At 67.6% G+C, this 18,474-nt stretch carries 18 protein-coding genes; 9 read left to right on the top strand and 9 right to left on the bottom strand.

What is annotated here, in order from left to right:
* The 3 genes from CRM90_RS25785 to CRM90_RS25775 are packed head-to-tail and all read left to right on the top strand — an operon-like array spanning position 1 to position 2,626.
* A complete protein-coding gene (locus CRM90_RS25785; protein WP_102809745.1) occupies positions 1–705 on the top strand; it encodes an NIPSNAP family protein in 705 nt (234 codons plus the stop codon).
* Positions 705–1,934, top strand: coding sequence for a cytochrome P450 (locus tag CRM90_RS25780; protein ID WP_102809744.1), 1,230 nt, complete (start codon positions 705–707; stop codon positions 1,932–1,934). The genes CRM90_RS25785 and CRM90_RS25780 overlap by 1 nt, the downstream gene beginning before the upstream one ends.
* 32 nt (positions 1,935–1,966) lie before the next feature.
* Positions 1,967–2,626, top strand: a complete 660-nt coding sequence (locus CRM90_RS25775) for a TetR/AcrR family transcriptional regulator (RefSeq protein ID WP_502693324.1) — start codon at positions 1,967–1,969, stop codon at positions 2,624–2,626.
* A gap of 10 nt (positions 2,627–2,636) precedes the next feature.
* Here CRM90_RS25775 and CRM90_RS25770 read toward each other — a convergent pair whose 3' ends face one another.
* The 3 genes from CRM90_RS25770 to CRM90_RS25760 form a co-directional block, all read right to left on the bottom strand.
* Positions 2,637–3,605: an enoyl-CoA hydratase/isomerase family protein gene (locus tag CRM90_RS25770; RefSeq protein WP_102809742.1), complete on the bottom strand. Its 969-nt coding sequence runs from the start codon at positions 3,603–3,605 to the stop codon at positions 2,637–2,639.
* Positions 3,606–3,732: 127 nt separating this feature from the next.
* Positions 3,733–5,994, bottom strand: a complete 2,262-nt coding sequence (locus CRM90_RS25765; RefSeq protein WP_102809741.1) for a molybdopterin-dependent oxidoreductase — start codon at positions 5,992–5,994, stop codon at positions 3,733–3,735.
* A gap of 8 nt (positions 5,995–6,002) precedes the next feature.
* Positions 6,003–6,569 carry a TetR/AcrR family transcriptional regulator gene (locus CRM90_RS25760; protein WP_102809740.1) on the bottom strand — a complete coding sequence of 189 codons (567 nt, stop codon included), beginning with the start codon at positions 6,567–6,569 and terminating at the stop codon, positions 6,003–6,005.
* 95 nt (positions 6,570–6,664) lie between these two features.
* Here CRM90_RS25760 and CRM90_RS25755 point away from each other — a divergent pair, with 95 nt between their 5' ends.
* Positions 6,665–7,450 (top strand): thioesterase family protein, encoded by a 786-nt coding sequence (locus CRM90_RS25755; RefSeq protein ID WP_102809739.1) that lies wholly within the window; start codon positions 6,665–6,667, stop codon positions 7,448–7,450.
* Positions 7,451–7,453: 3 nt separating this feature from the next.
* Here the strand turns inward: CRM90_RS25755 and CRM90_RS25750 are convergent, their stop codons facing one another.
* From CRM90_RS25750 to CRM90_RS25740, 3 genes are all read right to left on the bottom strand, one after another.
* Positions 7,454–7,837: a PaaI family thioesterase gene (locus CRM90_RS25750; protein ID WP_036342396.1), complete on the bottom strand. Its 384-nt coding sequence runs from the start codon at positions 7,835–7,837 to the stop codon at positions 7,454–7,456.
* A 24-nt stretch (positions 7,838–7,861) separates the two neighbouring features.
* A complete protein-coding gene (locus CRM90_RS25745) occupies positions 7,862–9,988 on the bottom strand; it encodes an elongation factor G-like protein EF-G2 (protein WP_102809738.1) in 2,127 nt (708 codons plus the stop codon).
* 65 nt (positions 9,989–10,053) lie between these two features.
* Positions 10,054–11,529 carry an adenylate/guanylate cyclase domain-containing protein gene (locus tag CRM90_RS25740; RefSeq protein ID WP_102809737.1) on the bottom strand — a complete coding sequence of 492 codons (1,476 nt, stop codon included), beginning with the start codon at positions 11,527–11,529 and terminating at the stop codon, positions 10,054–10,056.
* 97 nt (positions 11,530–11,626) lie between these two features.
* On the opposite strand from CRM90_RS25740, the gene CRM90_RS25735 reads away from it, so the two are divergent.
* Positions 11,627–12,475, top strand: coding sequence for a TIGR03619 family F420-dependent LLM class oxidoreductase (locus CRM90_RS25735; RefSeq protein ID WP_102809736.1), 849 nt, complete (start codon positions 11,627–11,629; stop codon positions 12,473–12,475).
* A 4-nt stretch (positions 12,476–12,479) separates the two neighbouring features.
* The gene (locus CRM90_RS25730; RefSeq protein ID WP_102809735.1) at positions 12,480–13,280 is read left to right on the top strand and encodes an SDR family NAD(P)-dependent oxidoreductase; all 801 of its coding nucleotides are present in this window, start codon (positions 12,480–12,482) and stop codon (positions 13,278–13,280) included.
* Here the strand turns inward: CRM90_RS25730 and CRM90_RS25725 are convergent, their stop codons facing one another.
* Positions 13,281–13,958 carry a YoaK family protein gene (locus CRM90_RS25725; protein WP_102809734.1) on the bottom strand — a complete coding sequence of 226 codons (678 nt, stop codon included), beginning with the start codon at positions 13,956–13,958 and terminating at the stop codon, positions 13,281–13,283. It abuts the gene before it with no gap.
* A 72-nt stretch (positions 13,959–14,030) separates the two neighbouring features.
* Between CRM90_RS25725 and CRM90_RS25720 the strand changes: the two genes are divergently transcribed.
* The gene (locus CRM90_RS25720) at positions 14,031–14,855 is read left to right on the top strand and encodes a mycofactocin-coupled SDR family oxidoreductase (RefSeq protein ID WP_102809733.1); all 825 of its coding nucleotides are present in this window, start codon (positions 14,031–14,033) and stop codon (positions 14,853–14,855) included.
* A 66-nt stretch (positions 14,856–14,921) separates the two neighbouring features.
* Here CRM90_RS25720 and CRM90_RS25715 read toward each other — a convergent pair whose 3' ends face one another.
* Positions 14,922–16,589, bottom strand: a complete 1,668-nt coding sequence (locus tag CRM90_RS25715) for an acyl-CoA synthetase (protein WP_102809732.1) — start codon at positions 16,587–16,589, stop codon at positions 14,922–14,924.
* Positions 16,590–16,747: 158 nt separating this feature from the next.
* On the opposite strand from CRM90_RS25715, the gene CRM90_RS25710 reads away from it, so the two are divergent.
* Positions 16,748–17,464: a TetR/AcrR family transcriptional regulator gene (locus CRM90_RS25710; protein ID WP_233209504.1), complete on the top strand. Its 717-nt coding sequence runs from the start codon at positions 16,748–16,750 to the stop codon at positions 17,462–17,464.
* On the top strand, positions 17,457–18,365 hold the full coding sequence (locus CRM90_RS25705; protein WP_102809731.1) for an LLM class F420-dependent oxidoreductase: 909 nt from the start codon (positions 17,457–17,459) through the stop codon (positions 18,363–18,365). The genes CRM90_RS25710 and CRM90_RS25705 overlap by 8 nt, the downstream gene beginning before the upstream one ends.
* 20 nt (positions 18,366–18,385) lie before the next feature.
* On the opposite strand, the gene CRM90_RS30355 is transcribed toward CRM90_RS25705, so the two are convergent.
* On the bottom strand, positions 18,386–18,474 hold an 89-nt coding region (locus CRM90_RS30355; protein WP_142391457.1), incomplete at its 5' end, for an MCE family protein.

The raw sequence follows: 18,474 nt of genomic DNA, 5'->3' as shown, positions 1-18,474 counted from the left end.
GTGAAGAAGTACTTCAGCCACACCTTGTTGTACCTGCACGAGACCATCGCGCTGGGCTCCGAGCGCAGCGACCGGTTCACCGAGAAGTTCACCGGTGTGTACCAGCCGATGATGGAACAGCTTGGGGCGCGGCTGTTCTCGATCTGGGAGACCACGCCGTACAACGGACACTGGCCGCAGGTGACGATCATCTGGGAGATCGACGCGTTCGCCGACTATGCCCGGATCGGCAGGGCGCAAGCACCCGGCGGCAGCCATCGCGAGACCGCCGCCGAGTGGGCGGATTATCTCGGCGGTGCCGGCGCGTCGGGGGAGGGCCGGATCATGTACGCCGGGCGCGGTAACCGTCCGCTGGCGGAGCTCAAGGACTCGAAATTCACTGCCGGACTGGTGATCCAGGAGATCATGCAGACCAAACCGGGCAAGCAGGACGACTACATCCGCGAGCTGGAACGGCTGTACGTCCCGTGGTCGGAGCGCACCGGCAAGCGGTGGCTCGGCTCCTTCATCACGACCTTCCGGTTCAACGAGGTGATCCACTACTGGGCGCTCGACGGGGACTGGGACTGCTTCGAAAACCACTACCCGTCGTGGAAGGACAGCCCGCCGGCCGAGATCGTCACGTGGATGAGCGTCGCGCCCGCGCTGCGTGACGGGTGGGAGGACTCCATCCTGCAGGCCCTGCCGCCCTCCCCGCTCCGATGATGGGTGTGATTCAGGACTTCTCGTACAGTCCGTTCGATCCGGCGGTGATGGCCGACCCGCGGCCGTACTACCGGACCCTGCGGGACCACCACCCGGTGTACTACGTCGACGAACTCGACACCTATGCGTTGTCCAGGTTCGACGACGTCTGGAACGTGCTGGCGATCAATGACGGCACGTTCGTCGCATCCGAGGGAACCCTGCCCGCGGCGGCGGTACTGGCACACCGCAATCACGGTCCGGTCGCCGATCCGCCACTGCATCCGCTGCCGTTCCACGCCAACTTCGACGCGCCACTCTATGATGACGTCCGGCGCTGCACGGCGGCGCAATTCCGGCCGAAGTCGGTCGCCGCATGGCAGGACCGGATTCGGGAACTGGCGAACGAGCGTCTCGACGAACTGCTGCCACGGGGCAGCTTCGACCTCACCCAGGAGTACGGCGGAATCGTCGCCGCCTCCGTGGTGTGCGAATTGGTCGGACTGCCAACCGAATTGGCCGCCGACGTGCTGGCCACAGTCAACGCCGGCAGCCTGGCGGAGCCCGGCAGCGGCGTCGAGGTGGCCAACGCCAGGCCGGGGTACCTCGAGTACCTGATCCCGGTGGTGCAGCAGGTCCGCGCCGGAGAGTTCCCCGGCCCCCTGCCGATCGTCGAGAACCTGCTGGCCTACCGGCTGCCTGACGGATCGGCGCTCACCGACAGCGAAGTGGCGGTCCAGATGTTGGGTGTATTCATCGGCGGTACGGAGACGGTGCCCAAGATCGTCGCGCACGGCTTGTGGGAACTGCTGCGCCACCCCGATCAGCTCGCGGCGGTGCGGGCAGATCCGGCGGCCAACGTGCCGGTGGCCCGCGAGGAGATCATCCGCTACTGCGCTCCCGCGCAGTGGTTCGCCCGGACGGTGCGCAAGCCCTTCACCATCCACGACACCACCATCCAGCCGGGCCAGCGCATCATCACTTTGTTGGCTTCGGCGAACCGCGACGAGCGCGAGTTCGGCGAGCCGGAAGTGTTCCGCTGGGACCGTCCGATCGAGCGGTCGCTGGCGTTCGGCCGGGGCCAGCATTTCTGTTTGGGCTATCACATGGCGCGACTGGAGATCGCGGTGCTGCTGCAGGAGTGGCTGCGTCGCGTCCCGGACTACCAGATCGACGCCGACCGCGCCCACCGGCCGCCGTCGAGCTTCCAGTGGGGCTGGAACAACGTGCCGGTCCAGGTGTGCCAGTAAACACCTTGATTTACTTTCCGGCTGTGTGTTGACTGACTGCGGTGAGCTCTGCCAGGGACCCTCGCACTGACCGGTCGTCGATCACGCGTGACGCGCTGTTGGTGGCCGCCGAGCGTCTTTTCGCCGAGAACGGCTTGTATGGGGTGTCGAACCGGCAGATCAGCGATGCGGCCGGTCAGGGGAACAACGCGGCCGCCTGCTACCACTTCGGTTCTCGAGCGGATCTGCTGCGCGCGATCGAGGCCCGGCACCATGCGGCGATCGACGAGATCCGTCGCGGCAAGCTGGCGGGGATGCCGCCTAATCCCCAGCTGCGGGATTGGATCGGCGTCCTGGTCCATCCGTTGACCGAACACCTGCACGCCCTCGGACCGTCCACCACCTATGCGCGGTTCGCGGCGCAGGTGATGGCCGACCCAGCCTGCCGGGAGTTGGTGGGGTCGTACGCGATGACCTCGGAGCGGATGCTCAAAACAGTGCGTGGGATCAATCGGTGCCTGCCGGCTCGCCCGAAGCGCGTGCGGGTGATTCGGTGGACGATGGCGCGAAACCTGTTGATGCACACCTGCGCCGAGATCGAGGGTGAGCGAGCGACCGGCGCGACGTCAGCGAATTCGAGCTGGCTGGTGGTCGGTGAGGAGTTGGTCGACGCGTTGGTGGGCCTGTGGGCTGCCCCCGACGAGGCGCCGTGAGCCGTCCAGGTCAGGGCTTCTTCCGCCCGGAGTGGCTCAACCGCCACTCTGGCGGAAAGTTGAGGTCGTTGTCCTTGACCACGTTGTTGAGGCCCTTCTCGAACGTGCCCTCGGTCAGGTCCGGATAATTGTCCCGGTCGTTGGTCATCATCGGTAACATGCCCTCGACCACACCGGTGAGAAGGCTGCCGAAGTACTCGCCCTTGTGCTGCTTGTAGAGCTCGAGGAACGTCTTCTGTACGACGACTGTGTCGGTGGGCCGCGTCTTCGAGCACGCCATCGCGTACTTCAATGTCTCCGCCTCGAGCTGGTCACGCGGGACGACGCTGTTGAGGAAGCCGCAGTCGTACATCTCGGCGGCAGTGAAAGGCCTTCCGGTGAAGAGCATTTCGGAGAACTTCCGCAGGCCCATGGTTTCGGCCCACCACCACAGGCGGGGGCCCCAGCCGACATAGCGGAATGCGGGGTGACCAAACAGGGCATCGTCGGAGGACACCACCAGGTCGGCGTCACCGGCCTGGTAGAAGTGCCAGCCGTAGCAGTAGCCCTTCGCTTCCACGATGGTGACCTTCTTGCACTCCTGCAGCGGCCGATTTCCCGCGCGGGCCTTGGCGTAGTGGTCGGTGAGTGTGTACAGGTATCGGTAGGAGTCACCGGGCGGGTACTTCACGCTGTCGTCGTTGATCGAAAGTTCATGCAGCAGAGATGTTCCCGGATTCTCCAGCATCTCGCGCTGTTCCGGCAGGTCGCCACCGCTGCCGAAGTCGTTGCCTTCACCGCGGATCACCACGACCTTCACATCGTCGTCGACGTTGCACTTGTGGATCATGTCGGCGAAGTTCTGCCGCATCCCCATGGTGGTCGAGTTGAGTTCGGCAGGGCGGTCAAAGGTGATGTAAGCAATGCGATTAGCGAGATCCTTCTCGAACCTGATGTAGGGCTCCGCGTCGCGCTTCATCTGCTCGTAGTCGTGATCCATGGTGCGCAGCTCCTGTCATGCACGCAATGATGCTGCCGACAGCGACTGGCAGCGCTATGGGTGCAACATAACGGGATTCACGCATCAACCGCAATAAATCACGCAATTTACTTTGCGGTTGTGCGGATCACCCGGTCGTGACGAGGGACGTCGACACCGCTTCGAGCCGCGCAGGCACGTGCTTGTGCCAGGGTGTCCCGGCGTAGGGATCGCGCCAGTCGGTGGAGGTGAGCGCGTTCGGCGCCACCCCCGGAACGCGGCGTTGCCCGTCGGCGTCGACGTAGTCGAGACCGAAGCCGTTGGGCAGTGCGGCGTGCCCGGTCATCATGGTCGCGCTGATCTCGACGGTGGCCTCGGCGCTGCCGGCGGCGGTGGTGATCCGCACCCGGCCACCGTCGACCAGGCCGAGCGCTGCGGCGTCTTCGACGCTGACGCGCAAAGCACCGTTGGCGTCGCGCTTGCGCCAGGACGGATCCCGCAGGATGTCGTTGGCGGTGAACGCCCGGCGCTCGCCGGCGGACAGCACGATCGGGAACTCCGGGTCGGTCAGTTCCGGCCGGTCGTCGGCCAGCGCACGAATGTCGTCGAGCATCTCCGGGATCACCAGCGCGATCTTGCGGTCGGGGTGACTGATCAACGCCCAGTCGTCTTCGTATTCGTGCACGGTGAACGTCACCCCGGACTTGCCGGCCAGGATCGCGTCGAACAGCGCGTTGCCGTCGGCGTGCCCGGCCCGGCGCACGGCGTCGGGGTAGGTGACGGCGGCTTTCTGGGCCAGCCCCCAGAGCGCGGCCGCGCCGGCCAGCCCGTCGGGCAGCGTCGGGCCGAGAGTCTCGTACAAGACGAACGGCAACGCCCTACCCAGCGCTGGATTGGCGGCGAGTTCGGTGAAGAAGGCTTGGGTGTAGGCGTCGCGGCCGTGCCTGGCGGCGTCGCGCAGCGGGCGCAGATCGTCGTCGCTGACCACACCGAGCGCCCGCACCAGCCGAGACCAGATCTCGGGTTCGGGCAATGTTCCGGGAGTGGGCTCGAAAAGCCGATGGCGCAGGTGGAATTCGTTGCGCGGGAACTCGAAATTGAAGAAGGTGGCTTCCGGTTTCTCGAACTGGTTGGCCGCCGGCAGCACGTAGTGGGCCAGCCGTGCGGTCTCGGTCATCGCCACGTCGATCACCACCAGCAGTTCCAGCGATTCGAACGCGGCGCGGCAGTTCTCCGAGTCTGCGATGGAGTGAGCAGGATTGGCGCTCTCGACGATCATCGCGCGGAACCGGTCAGGATGGTCGGTCAGGATCTCCTCGGGCACCACGTTAGACGGAACCAGCCCGGCGATGATCGGCGCACCGGTCACCGGGGAGCGTCCGACACCGCTGAGGCTGAACAGCGGCGCGAACGACGAATGCAGATGCTGTCCGCCGGGTTTGGCGAAACTGCCGGTCAGGATCCAGAGCAGCTTGTTGAGGTAGGAGCACAGGGTGCTGTTGGGTGCCTGCTGCACGCCGAGGTCTTCGAACACCGCGACCGAATCGGCGGCGGCGATGCAACGGGCCGTGGCGCGCACCAACTCCACATCCACACCGCTGCGTTCGGCGTACTCGGCGATCGGCACCGTTGCCAGCACGGCGCGTACCTCGTCGGCGCCGTGCACATGCTCGGCGAGAAACACGTCATCGCAAAGGTTTTCCTGCACGAGGACCGCGGCCAGCGCCGCGAGGCACCAGGCGTCGGTGCCGGGCCGCACCCGCAGGTGGAAGTCGGCCATCTTGGCGGTATCGGTGAGAACCGGGTCGATCACGACCATCGAGCGGGCCGGATCCTTGGCGATGTCGTTGAGCACGGTGCGAGCCCGCGGGAAGCTCTGCGACATCCACGGATTCTTGCCGACGAAGACCGACACCTCGGCGTGCTCGAACTCGCCGCGGGTGTGCCCGCCGTACAGCTGGAAATCAACCCAGGCCTCGCCGGTCTTCTCCTGCGCCAAGGCATTCGACCGGTATCGCGAACCGAGCAGCTTGAGGAAGGCCCCGCTGTAGGCGCCGCCCAGGTGATTGCCCTGACCACCGCCGCCGTAGTAGAAGATCTTCTCCCCGCCGTAGGCGTCGGCGATTCCGCGGAAACCTTCGGCGATCTCGGTGATCGCGGTGTCCCAATCGATTTGCTCGTAGCTGCCGTCGGGTCTGCGGCGCATGGGGGAGGTCAGCCGCGCCCGGTTGTTCTGATAGTGGTCGAGGCGCAGTGCCTTGTTGCAGGTGTAGCCCTGCGAGGCTGGGTTGTCCTTGTCGCCGCGGATGCGGGCCAGGGTGCGGACCCCGTCCTGAACGCTGGTCTGCACCACGATGCCGCAGTTGCATTCGCAGAGGATGCAGGCGGTGGGTTGCCAGTCAGCGGACATCGGATCTCCTAAGTGGGCAGTTCGGCTTCGAGCAGGTCGCGCAGTTGCCGATGGACGATGTCGAGCGGTTTGGTGTCGCGCGCCGCTCGGGCGAGCACGATGGCGCCTTCCAACGCGGCGGTCGTGGTCACCGCCATCTCGTCGGCGCGGTCCTTCGCGATTCCGTCGGCCATCAGGCGCGCAGCGATCAGGTCGTTCCAGCGGGTGAACGCCTCGGCGGCCCGGTCGATCACCGGGTTGGCGTTACCCGGTTCACCGGATTCGACGGCGACGGCCACCACCGGGCAGCCGGCTCGGTAGTCGGTCTCGAGCAGGTTCTTGCGATAGAAGCGGGTCAGCCCGTCGAGCATCTCGAGGCTGTTGGAGGCTTTGGCCAACTTGTCCGCCACAAAGTCAGCGACGTAATCGACTGCCTCGCTGAGTAATTGAGCGCGCCCGCCGGGAAAGTAGTGGTATGCCGAGCCGCGCGGAGCCCCGCTGTGCGCCAAGACGTCGGCGATCGCGGTGGACTGCGCTCCGCGTTCGCGGATCAACAGTGCGGCGGAGGCGACCATCCGTTCCCGGGGGCTCGTCATGCCTATGTATGTAACCATACATAATCGCGTGGCACCAGAGTCGATGACCGGAACGCGGCGTCCTCCCCGACGACCAGCGCAGTAACGTCGCCCGAATGTCGTACTTCAGCCGGGTGTCCGATCATTCCTACCGCGCCAACGAGCATGCCGGCGGCGCGTGGAATCTCGCCGAACAGCACATCGCCCCGTCGTTCGGACTGCTCGCGCACGCCATCGAAACCGACCGGGACGCCCGCGGGAAGGACCACCTGGTGGTGACGCGCCTGAGCTACGACATCCTGGGGACGGTGCCCGTCGGTGTCGTCGAGGAGGTCGAGGTGCGGGTGCTCCGGCCGGGCCGAACCATCGAACTCGTCGAAGCTGCCCTGACCTACCAGGACCGGGTGGTGGTTCTGGCGCGAGCCTGGCTGATGAAGAGTTACGACACGTCCGCACTGCGCGGCAGCGGTCTGCGGCCGATTCCGTCGCCGGCGGAGATGCCGGAATGGGATCCGAGTGCGGTGTGGCCGGGTGGTTTCATCGCGTCGGCCGAGGTACGACGCGCCGAGGAGCGACCAGGCCGGGCGATTTATTGGGTGCGCACTGCGGTGCCGCTGCTCGACGGCGAGCAGGTGAGCCCGCTGGCCCGCGCGGCGGGATTGCTCGACATCGCCAACGGGATGGCGGTGCTGGTGGATCCGCGCGAGGTGGCGTTCCCCAATCTGGATCTCACCGCGCACTTTTTCGCCGAGCCGGCCGGCGAGTGGGTGGGCTTCGACACCGCGGTGTCGATCGGTCCGAGTGGAATCGGATTGACGCACAGCATCATTCACGACGTAACCGGCCCGATCGGTGCGGTGTCGCAGAGCTTGACCGTCCGGCCCGGTTCCGGAATCGGCTAGGCCTCAGACCGCGGCGAAGTTGATCGTGCTGGTCGCGGCCAGCTCGTTGTCCTCGCCGCGGTGGATGTCCACCTGCACCACCACCGAACGCTTGCCGGTGCGCAGGATCTTGGCCACCGCGCGGGCCGGGCCCACCTTGATCGGCCGCAGGTATCGGACGAACAAGTCGGTGGTGGCGATGCCGAACCCGAACGGGGTGGCGCGGGAGGCCAGCTGCCCGGCGGCCACATCGGCCATCGTGGCGATCAGTCCGCCCTGCAGCCCACCCGCGGTGTTCGTGGTGCGCTCGTCCACCGGCATCTCCAGCACGACGGTGTCGTCCGTCGCTTCGACGACCTGCAGGCCGAGCTGGTCGAACAACTCCCGAAGCGAGCGCGGTGCGGTCATGGAGAACGACGTTACCGCGCGACGCTAGACCTGGACCTTCGCCGCAGCGGTTTCCGGCATCGGCTCGTAGCGGGCGAACGACCGGGTGAACGACGCGGCACCGTGGGTGAGGCTGCGCATGTCGATCGCGTAGCGGGTCAGCTCCGCCTGTGGCACCTCCGCCCGGATCACAGTGTGGTTCTCGCGGGCCTGCTCGGTGCCCAGCACCCGACCCCGCCTACCGGACAGGTCGCCCATCACCGCACCGACGAGATCGTCGGGCACATCGATGGTGACCTCGTCGACGGGTTCGAGCAGATCGATGCGGGTCGCCGCGGCGGCCTCCCGCAGCGCCAGGCCACCGGCCATCTGGAACGCCATGTCGGAGGAGTCGACGCTGTGCGCCTTGCCGTCGACCAGCGTCACCCGGATGTCGACGACGGGATAGCCGCCGTGCACGCCGTGTTCCATCTGGGCGCGCACCCCCTTCTCGACGCTCGGGATGAATTGGCGGGGAACCGCGCCGCCGACGACCTTGTCGACGAACTCGAAGCCGCCGCCCTGGGCCAGCGGCTCCACTTCGATGTCGCACACCGCGAACTGGCCGTGTCCGCCGGACTGTTTCACGTGGCGGCCGTGACCCTTGGCCGGGCCGCCGAAGGTCTCCCGCAACGGGATCCGGACCTCGACGGTGTCGACGTTGACGCCGTACCGGTTCGCCAGCGCGTCGAGCACCACGCTGGAGTGCGCTTCGCCCATGCACCACAGCACGATCTGGTGGGTCTCCGGGTTCTGCTCGATGCGCAGCGTCGGGTCCTCGGCGGCCAACCGCTGCAAGCCGACCGAGAGCTTGTCTTCGTCGGTCTTGGCGCGGGCGGCGATCGCCACCGGCAGCAGCGGCTCCGGCATGGTCCACGGTCTGAGCAAAAGCGGATCTGTCTTGTCCGACAACGTGTCTCCGGTCTCGGCGCGGGTGAGCCTGCCGATCGCGCAGATGTCCCCCGCCACCACCTGCGCGGCGGGGCGCTGCTGCTTGCCCAGCGGGAACGACAGCGTGCCGATGCGTTCGTCTTCGTCGTGGTCGGCGTGTGTATTCGCCTCGAAGAAGGCCGAAAAATGGCCCGACACATGCACTGTCGTGTCGGGCCTGATGGTGCCGGAGAACACCCGGACCAGGCTGACCCTGCCGACATAGGGGTCCGATGTCGTCTTGACCACCTCGGCCAGCAGCGGTCCGGCCGGATCGCAGGACAGTCCGTCGCGGGCCACGCCGTGCGGGGTGTAGACCTCGGGCAGAACATGCTCGGGCGGCGACGGAAAGCCGCGGGCGGCGACGTCCAGCAGCTCGACGGTGCCGACGCCGGTGCCGCTGCAGACGGGGATGACGGGGAAGAACGCGCCGCGCCCGACGGCTTTCTCCAAATCCTCGATCAGCACGGCCTCGTCGATCGCCTCACCGCCGAGGTAGCGCTCCATCAGCGATTCGTCCTCGGACTCCTCGATGATGCCCTCGATCAGGGTGCCGCGATGCTCGTCGATCCGAGCGGTGTACGTGTCGTCGGGCGGATGGACGGTCCGGGTGCCGTCCCGGTAGTCGTACTGGCTGCCCGACAGCAATCCGACCAAACCCGTCTGGGTGGGCAGGTAGAGCGGTAGGACCTTGTCGCCGAAGGCATCCTGCGCGGCGCGCAGCGCGGTGTCGTAGTTGGCGCGGGCGTGATCGAGTTTGGTGATCGCCACTGCGCGTGGCATTCCGACGTCGGCGCATTCATGCCACAGCCTCTTGGTGGCCTCGTCGACGCCCTCGTTGGCGGCGATCACGAACAACGCGCACTCGGCGGCGCGTAGGCCCGCCCGAAGTTCACCGACGAAGTCGGCGTAGCCCGGGGTGTCGATCAGGTTGACCTTGATGCCGTCGTGCGGGACGGGTGCCAGCGCAAGCCCGACCGAGCGTTGTTGGCGGATCGCGGCATCGTCGAAGTCGCACACCGTGGTGCCCTCGACCACCGACCCGGCCCGTGGCAGCACGCCGGAGGCGACCAGAAGGCTTTCGACGAGTGTGGTCTTGCCGGCACCGGACGGGCCGACGAGCACGACGTTGCGGATGGCGGCCGGACTGTCCGCGGCGGGAGCCGATCGGGCGGCCTGGGAAGTGTTCGTCTTGTCGGCCATGCCAAACCTCCTGCCCCTTCACCATTCACCCGGCGCCGCGGTCGGCACAAGGGGATCGATGGAATTCAGGCGGTGGGCGCCGACATTCGGGTCGGCTCGAGGCGGCCGCGGAGCACCTCCGAGGCGTACTCCACCCAGTGCGCACGCTCGGCGGCGTCGGCGTTGGACAGGGCGACGTCCGAGCACAACGCGCGCTGGCCGGTGGCCTTGGCCCGATCGGCAAGGCGCGCAGCCTCGTTGACCGCATCGCCGATCACCGTGTATTCGTAGCGATGCTCGGCGCCGATGTTCCCGGCGAACACCCGTCCGGCCGACACCCCGATTCCGAAGTCCACGACGGGAAGCCGCCGCAGCGCGACCGTCAGCGCGCGGGCCGTCGCCAGTGCATCCGACGCCGCGCGGGCACTGGGCAGGGGTGCACCGAACACCGCCAGCACCGCGTCGCCCTGGAACTTGTTGATCAGGCCATGCCGTTCGTCGACCGAATCGACGACGATCTGGAAGAAGTCGTTGAGCACCCCGGCCACCTCGGCCGGCGAACTGCTTTGCGCCAGCTGCGTCGAGCCGACCAGGTCGACGAACAGCACCGCCGCCTCCCGAACCTCGCCGGTGAGGCTGTCGGCGTCGCTGACCGCGCGTAGCGCCACGTCCGTCCCCACGTGGCGGCCGAACAGATCGCGCAGCCGGTCCCGTTCGGCAAGCCCGGCCACCATGCGGTTGAAACCGCTTTGCAGCCGCCCGATTTCCGAGCGTTCGTAGACGTCCACCCGGGTCCCGATCTGGCCGCGTTCGACCTTGGCCATGGCGGCGACGACGTCATGCACCGGGTCTGAAATGGACAGCGCGACGATCGCCATGCCGCGCAGCCCGACCAGGACCGAGATCACCGACAGCACGATGACCGGAATCTCGATCGACGCGTTCTTCTGGATGATCCAGCCGCTGGCGCGCATCAGCACCACCACCGCGATCCCGATGCTGGGCAGGGCACTGCTCATCAGCCACATCAGCAGCAGCCGCGGCAGCACGCCCGGTGCGGTGTCGCGACCGGGCGCCGGCCCCATGACAGCCGCGGTGATCGGGCGCATGGGCCGCTGGATCAGCAGCAGCGCGGCACCCGCCGAGGTGGTGACACCGAACAACACCAACATGCCGATCAACCAAGCGGCCGCCGCGCCGCCGTCGCGATTGACGATGACCATGATGACGCCGCTGATCAGCCAGATCGCCGTCAGCAGCGCCGACTGGTGACGCAGAAACCTCTCGACGAACACCTGGTCGCGGTGGGTCGGTGAGCCGCCCGCGGTGAACCAGCGCAGTCTGCGATCGACCACCCAGATCGCGTAGCCGATAGATCCGGCGAAGCCGAACACCGACAGCGTCACCGCGGCGATCAGAGTGTCGGTCCCGAAGACGGTCTCGGCTTGCGGCACCAACTCGTGGCGCAGCGGCATGACCAGAGCGGTCAACTCGACGGCGGCCAGGATCTGGGCGAGCACGAGGGCGAGGGCGTAGCGGACCTTCAGCCTGCTCGCCGTCATGGGTTCAGACGCTACTGCGACAACCAGGCAGAATCATGCTCTCTGAAAATGAGAGTAGTGCTTCCGATAGCGCTACCCGCTGCGTAACATCCGCGCTGTGAAGTTCGGGATTCCACTGGGTGGCGTTCACCCCGGCCTGTGGCGGGATCTGACGGTGCGGGCCGAGGAGTTGGGCTACGAGTCGGTGTGGCTTCCCGAGCATCTGGTGCTGCCCGCCGAGATGTCCGGCAGCCCCCATCACGGCGACAGTCATCCGCCGATTCCCCCGCAGACGCCGATGTTCGACGCGATCGCCTACCTGTCGTATCTGGCCGGCCAGACCAGCACGATTCGACTGGGCACCTACGTCTACAACATCGGCCTGCGCCACCCGTTCGTCAGCGCCCGCGCGGCCACGACGCTGGACGTCGTCTCGGACGGCCGGTTCGACTTCGGGATCGGCGCCAGCTGGCTGCGCGAGGAGTGGGACGCCGCGGGTCTGGACTTCGGCAGCCGCGGCGCCCGCGTCGACGAGGCGCTCGAGGTGTGCCGCGCGCTCTGGACCGAGCCGACCGTCGAGCACCACGGCCGGTTCTTCGACTTCGACGCCGTTGCCTTCGAACCCAAGCCGGTCCAGCCAGGCGGACCCCCGATCCACGTCGGCGGCGACGGCCTGCCCGCGCTGCGCCGGGTCGCCCGGTTCGGGTCCGGCTGGATCCCGATGAACCACACCCTGGACCAGATCCCCGGATCGGTGCAGAAGCTCTCGGCGCTCTGGGCCGAGCACGGACGTGCCGGCAAGCCCGAAGTGACCGCGTCGGCTCCGGCCGATTCACCCGCGGATGTGCGCCGCGCGGCTGATGCGGGCATCGACCGGATGATCGTCATGCCGTGGCGGCGTACCCGCGAGGCGCTCGACGGCATCGCCCGCTTCGCCGATGCCGTGTTGAATCCATCGCGGAGTTGAGGCCGTGACGATCACGCCGTCGGACATCCTGCTGACCGACCGGGTGGCGGTGGTGACCGGCGGCGGGACCGGCATCGGTCGGGGGATCGCCGCCGGGCTCACGCAATTCGGGGCGACGGTCGCCATCTGGGAACGTGACGCCGACAGCTGCGCGGCGACCGCGGCCGAGCTGGGGGTGCTCGGCATCGTGGCCGACGTTCGTGACAGCGGACAGGTCGACGCCGCACTGGCGCGTACCCGCGACGAGCTCGGACCGGTCAGCATCCTGGTCAACAACGCCGGCGGGGTCTTCGCCTCCTCCCTGCTGGACACCAGCGAAAACGGTTGGGACGCTTTGTACAAGGCGAACCTTCGACACGTCCTGCTGTGCACGCAACGGGTGGCCAGGCAGCTGGTCGAGGACGCCCGCGGCGGCAGCGTCATCTCCGTGACCTCCATCGAGGGGGTCCGAGCGGCACCTGGATACGCGGCCTACTCCGCGGCGAAGGCCGGGGTCATCAACTACACCAGGACGGCGGCCTTCGAACTGGCGCCGTACGGTATCCGGGTCAACGCCATCGCACCCGACATCACCGTCACTGAGGGCCTGCTGGCGCTGTCGCCGAACGGGATACGGCCCGAACTGAGTCAGGCCGTTCCGCTGGGCCGGCTCGGTGATGTCGACGAGATAGCCTCGGCGGCAGTCTTTCTCGCCTCGGACATGGCGCGCTACATCACCGGTCAGACGCTGCACGTCGACGGCGGCACCCAGGCTGCGGGCGGGTGGTACCACGCCGAGGGCGGCGCACGGTTCGGGCCGGCCTGATCAGCTGTCGGCGCGGCGGTCCACGCCGAATAGGACCGCGGACACCAGCACGCACCCGGCGGCGACCGCGATGGTCAACGGCACCGACACCTGTACCAGCAGCGCCCCGGCGACCGCACCGGCCAGCATCGTGGCGATCGAGGCCAACCGGCGGACGGGCTTGGCGCCCGGGCCTCCCGCAACACGACTGTCGGCAGCCAGTCCCGTCACCGTCAGCGTCAGCACCGTGGTGGTCAGGTCGGCGACCGCCATCCGCCGGGCCGTGCTGTTCTGCAGGCCGTACGCGAACGCCAGCGTCGCGACGATGACCGCGCGGCCCACCGTCGAGATGCCGAAGACGGCAGCAGCCGCCGCGACGACACCGAGCAGCGCCGCCTGCACCAGCAGCACCGACATCGGCCACGTCGGCGACGCGGCCACGCGGTGACCGACGGCGCCGCCCACCAGTGCGCCGAACATGAACGCGCCCAACGCGATCAGCGCCATCCACGCCGACAGCCCGGAGCTGGGGTTTGCCGCGAAACCGAGGAAGACGATGTTGCCCGTCATGTTGGCGACGAAGACGTGACCGAGCCCGAGGTAGGACACGGCGTCGATAACCCCGGTGCCCGCGGTGAGGCTCAACAGTGCCGCGATGGTGCGCCGCGACGTGGTGGGTGCGGCGAGCTTGCTCTGCATACGGTGCACAGCAGTCTGAGCGGTTCCCGAATTCCCGACCATCCAGGAACCTTGCAACCGTATGGTGAGCCGGTGACAAGTGATCGCCCCTTGGAGGGCAAAGTCGCGTACGTGACCGGCGGGGCCAGGGGACAGGGCCGCGCGCATTGTGTGCGGCTGGCCCAGGCCGGCGCCGACATCGTCACCATCGACGCCTGCGGGCCGGTGGGCAACCACATCGGGTACGAACCGTCGACCCCGGAGGATCTCGCCGACACCGTGCGCCTGGTGGAGGACGAAGGCGTCAAGATCAGCGCCGAGCGGGTCGATGTGCGCGACCACGACGGGCAGAAGCGGGTGATCGCCTCTGCCATCGAGCAATTCGGCCGCCTCGACGTCGTCGTCGCCAATGCCGGAGTGATGAGCTGGGGCCGCGCCTGGGAGATCCCGCAGGAGCAGTGGCAGGAGATCATCGACGTCAACCTCACCGGGTTCTTCAACACCGTGCAGGCCTGCGTGCCGGCGATGATCGAGGCCGGCAACGGTGGTTCGATCATCGCAATCAGCTCGTCGGCGGGAATCAAGGCCGTGCCGGGCGCCGGGCACTACTGCGCCAGCAAGTTCGGCGTTGTGGGACTGGCGAATTCGCTCGCACTCGAGGTGGGCGAGTACGGGATACGGGTGAACTCGGTGCACACCTACGGTGTCGACACGGCCCTGGGCAACGACCTGTCGATGTACTCGACGTTCGAGAAGCACCCGCACTACGTGTACAGCTTCTCGCCGGGCGCGCTGCCCACCGAGTCGCTGATCGCGCCGAATCAGGTCAGCGAAGTGGTGCTGTTCCTGGCCAGTGATGCGTCGGCACTGCTGACGGCCGCCCAGATTCCGGCCGACAAGGGCTACATGAAGGTGTAGCCCGCCGAGCGTAACGCTGGTGTGACGTTCGGCGCTCAGCGTGACGCTGGTGTGACGCTCGCCGATCTAGGCTTGGGCGCCAAGGCTTTCCACGGCGAGCTCCTTGGCCCAGCGGTAGTCGGCCTTGCCTGCGGGGGAGCGCAGCACCTTCTCGGTGCGGATGAACGCCTTCGGCAGCTTGTAGTGCGCGATGTGCTCGCGGCAGGCATCGGCGAGTTCGGCATCGGTGGCGCTCTGCCCCTCGGCGAACTGCACGATGGCCACCACCTCGCTGCCCCACCGTTCCGAGGGCCGCCCGGCGACCACCACGTCGTACACCGCGGGATGGCTGGCGACCGCGCGCTCGACCTCCTCGGCGAAGATCTTCTCCCCACCGGAATTGATGGTGACCGAGTCGCGGCCGAGCAGTTCGATCTGACCGTCTTCCAGGAACCGCGCGCGGTCACCGGGCACCGACCAGCGCACGCCGTCGATGGTGGGGAAGGTACGCGCCGACTTCTCGGCGTCACCGAGGTAACCCAGCGGGACGTAAGCCCGTCGCGCCAGCCAGCCCTCACCGTCGCCGGGCGTGAGCACATGGGCGAAATCCGTTGAGATGATGGCGGTGTCGTGCTGCGGGGTGAAGGTGGCGGCCTTCTGCTCGACGCCCTTGGCGGCCATGGTCGTCATCTGCATGCCGGTCTCCGACGCCCCGACGGCGTCGAGCACCATCAGGTTGGGCAGGGCGGCCAGCAGTCGTTCGCGGACGGTCGGCGACAGCGGTGCGCCGCCGTTGGTGATGGTCACCAGCCCGGACAGGTCGTAGTTGCCGGTCTCGATCTCGTCGAGCAGCGGCCGGGCGATCGCGTCGCCGACGACCGGAATGCTCAGCACGCGTTCACGTTCGGCCAGCCGCATCACGGCGGGAGCGTTGAGCCGGTCGACGTCGTCGGGCAGCACCATCCAGCCGCCGGTGCTGAACATGTTGAACGCCGCCCACTGTGCCGCGCCATGCATCAGCGGCGGGATCATCAGCACCGACCGGAAACCGGCATTGGTGCGGGCTTGCTCGGCGAGTTCGGCGTAGGTTGACAGCGAGGTGTCCGAACCGAACGGCCGGCCGCCCATCGCCGACATGAAGATGTCGTGCTGGCGCCACAGCACACCCTTGGGCATCCCGGTGGTTCCGCCGGTGTAGAGGATGTAGAGGTCGTCGCCACTAGGGGTGGGCATGCCACCGGCCGGCTCGGGCGTGCTGACGATGGACTCGTAATCGACTGCGCCGGGCAACAATTCGTTGCCGGAAGCGTCGGCGACCTGGATCAGCACCCGCAGCTCCGGGAGCCGGTCGCGGATGGCGGCCACGCACGGCGCGAACTCGGCGCCGTAGACCAGTGCCTTGGCGCCCGAGTCGGTGAGCAGGTAGAGGAGCTCTTCCTCCACATAGCGGTAGTTGACATTGAAAGGCGCGACCCGGGCCCGGTAGCCGGCGACCATCGCCTCGAGGTACTGGTTTCCGTTGCGCAGGTACAACCCGATGTGGTCCTGGCCGGATTCGTGCGGCGCCAATTGGTCACGTTCGGTGTGGCAGCCCAGTCCCTGCGCGGTGAGATAGTGCGCGACGCCGTCGATGCGGGCGTCGAGTTGCGCGTAGGTCAGGCGCTGACCCCGCCAGATGAGAGCCTCGTGATCCGGCAGCGTCTCGGCGACGGTGTGGAACACCGAAGAAAGGTCGAAGCTGACGGCGCTGCTCATGGGCGGTCCTCCGGGTGGCCGAGACTAGAACGCGTTCTAGTCTGCCACGGGCGCGGGCGTCGGCAGGTGGCGGAACATCACCCAGCGGGACCGCCCCACCTCGACGGCGCCAGGCATAACTGGTGGTGCGCCTCCACTTCGGCGAGTAGTCTGGCCTGGTGATTCCGGGCGCACATCGGGGTGCGGAGCGATCCAGGCCACTGCGGGCCGACGCCGAACGCAATCGGGAGCGGATCGTCTCCGCTGCCGCCCGGCTGTTTGCCGAGCAGGGCCTGTCAGTTCCGCTGGAAGACGTGGCCCGAGCCGCTGAGGTAGGGGTGGCGACCCTCTACCGGCGATTCCCGACTCGCACCGATCTGGCGATCGCGGCGTTCGAGCGGAACATGACCTCCTACGAGGACGCGGTCGACAAAGCCCTGGCCAACCCGTGCGCCTGGGACGGCTTCCAAGACCTCGTCTACGACGTCTGTGCGCTACAGGCCTCCGACCCCGGATTGCGGGCGCTGCTCACCACCGCGTTCCCGGCCAGCTCCGTCATCGAGCAGCGCGCCGCCGAAGCCGTCGCGAAACTCGGGCAGGTGATCACCCGGGCGCAACAAGACGGGACGCTGCGTCCGGACATCGGCGTCGGGGACATCGTGGTGATGCTGCTGGCCAACACCGGTGTCCTGGAAGCGACCCGCGAACACGCACCGGACGCATGGCGCCGCTTCGCCGCACTGATGGTCGACTCGTTCCGGGTCGGGCCGCAGCAGGCGCTGCCGCCGCCGACCCCGGCTGAAGAGCTCCGCAGCTCGATCGCCATGCTGACAGGCGACACCTTGCGCATCGAATCACTCCCCCCGACCGAACCACTGAGGAGCGACCTTGACTGACCGCCCGACCATCGACTTTCCGGCCCGAATCGGCGTGTGGTGGGCGAGCGAGAGTTGGTCGATGCCCGCAGCCGTCGAAGTAGCGCAGGAGATCGAAGCGCTCGGCTTCGGATCGCTGTTCATCCCGGAGGTCGGTCTGAAGGACTGCATGGTGCAGTCCGCGGTGTTCCTGGCCGGAACGCAGCGCCTGGTGCTGGGTACCGGTATTGCGAATATCCACGCCTGGTTGGCGACGATCGCCGAGGGTGGCGGCCGCAGCCTGACCGCCGCCTACCCCGGCCGCTTCGTCCTCGGTCTCGGGGTCAGCCACGGGCCGTTGGTCGAGAACATGCTCGGCGGAACCTACGACAAGCCGCTGGCCACCATGCGCGGCTACCTGGACCGGATGGCCGGTCTGCCGGAATTCGTCGAGCCGGGCTCCGGGCGTCCGACCCGTCTGCTCGCGGCCCTCGGCCCGAAGATGATCGAGCTGTCCGGCACGCACGCCGACGGTGCGCATCCCTACCTGGTGCTTCCGGAGCAGACCGCGACCACCCGCGAGATCCTCGGCCCGGACAAATGGGTGGTGTCCGAGCAGGCCGTCGTCGTCGGGGAGAGCGCCGAGGAGCAGATGCGCCGGGCGCACCTGCATCTCGAGGTCTATTCGGGCCTGCCCAACTACCGCAACTCGTGGCTGCGGCAGGGCTTCGACGAGTCCGATCTGGTGCGCGGCGGCTCCGACCGGCTTGCCGAGCGCATCGTGGGGCAGGGTTCGGTCGAGCAGGCCGCCGCGTCGGTGACAGCGCACCTCGACGCCGGCGCCGACCACGTGGTGGTGCAGGTGCTCGGCGACGGCGACCCGAGCTGGGATCCTCGCCCGGCATTGCGCGAACTGGCGTCGGCGCTCGACCTCAAGGGCTGATCGCTGAGGGCTGATCGACCTCAGGGGTTGATCGTGTTCTCGCCGACCTGACGTCCCCACACGTACTCGGTGAGGATGGGCTGGCCGAGCTCGAAGTGGTTGTACGGCG

The sequence above is a fragment of the Mycobacterium sp. ENV421 genome (genome assembly GCF_002887815.1).
GTDB lineage: Bacteria > Actinomycetota > Actinomycetes > Mycobacteriales > Mycobacteriaceae > Mycobacterium.
The sequence above is the reverse complement of the archived record's forward strand: the minus strand, read 5'-3'. Positions and strand labels throughout refer to the sequence as shown.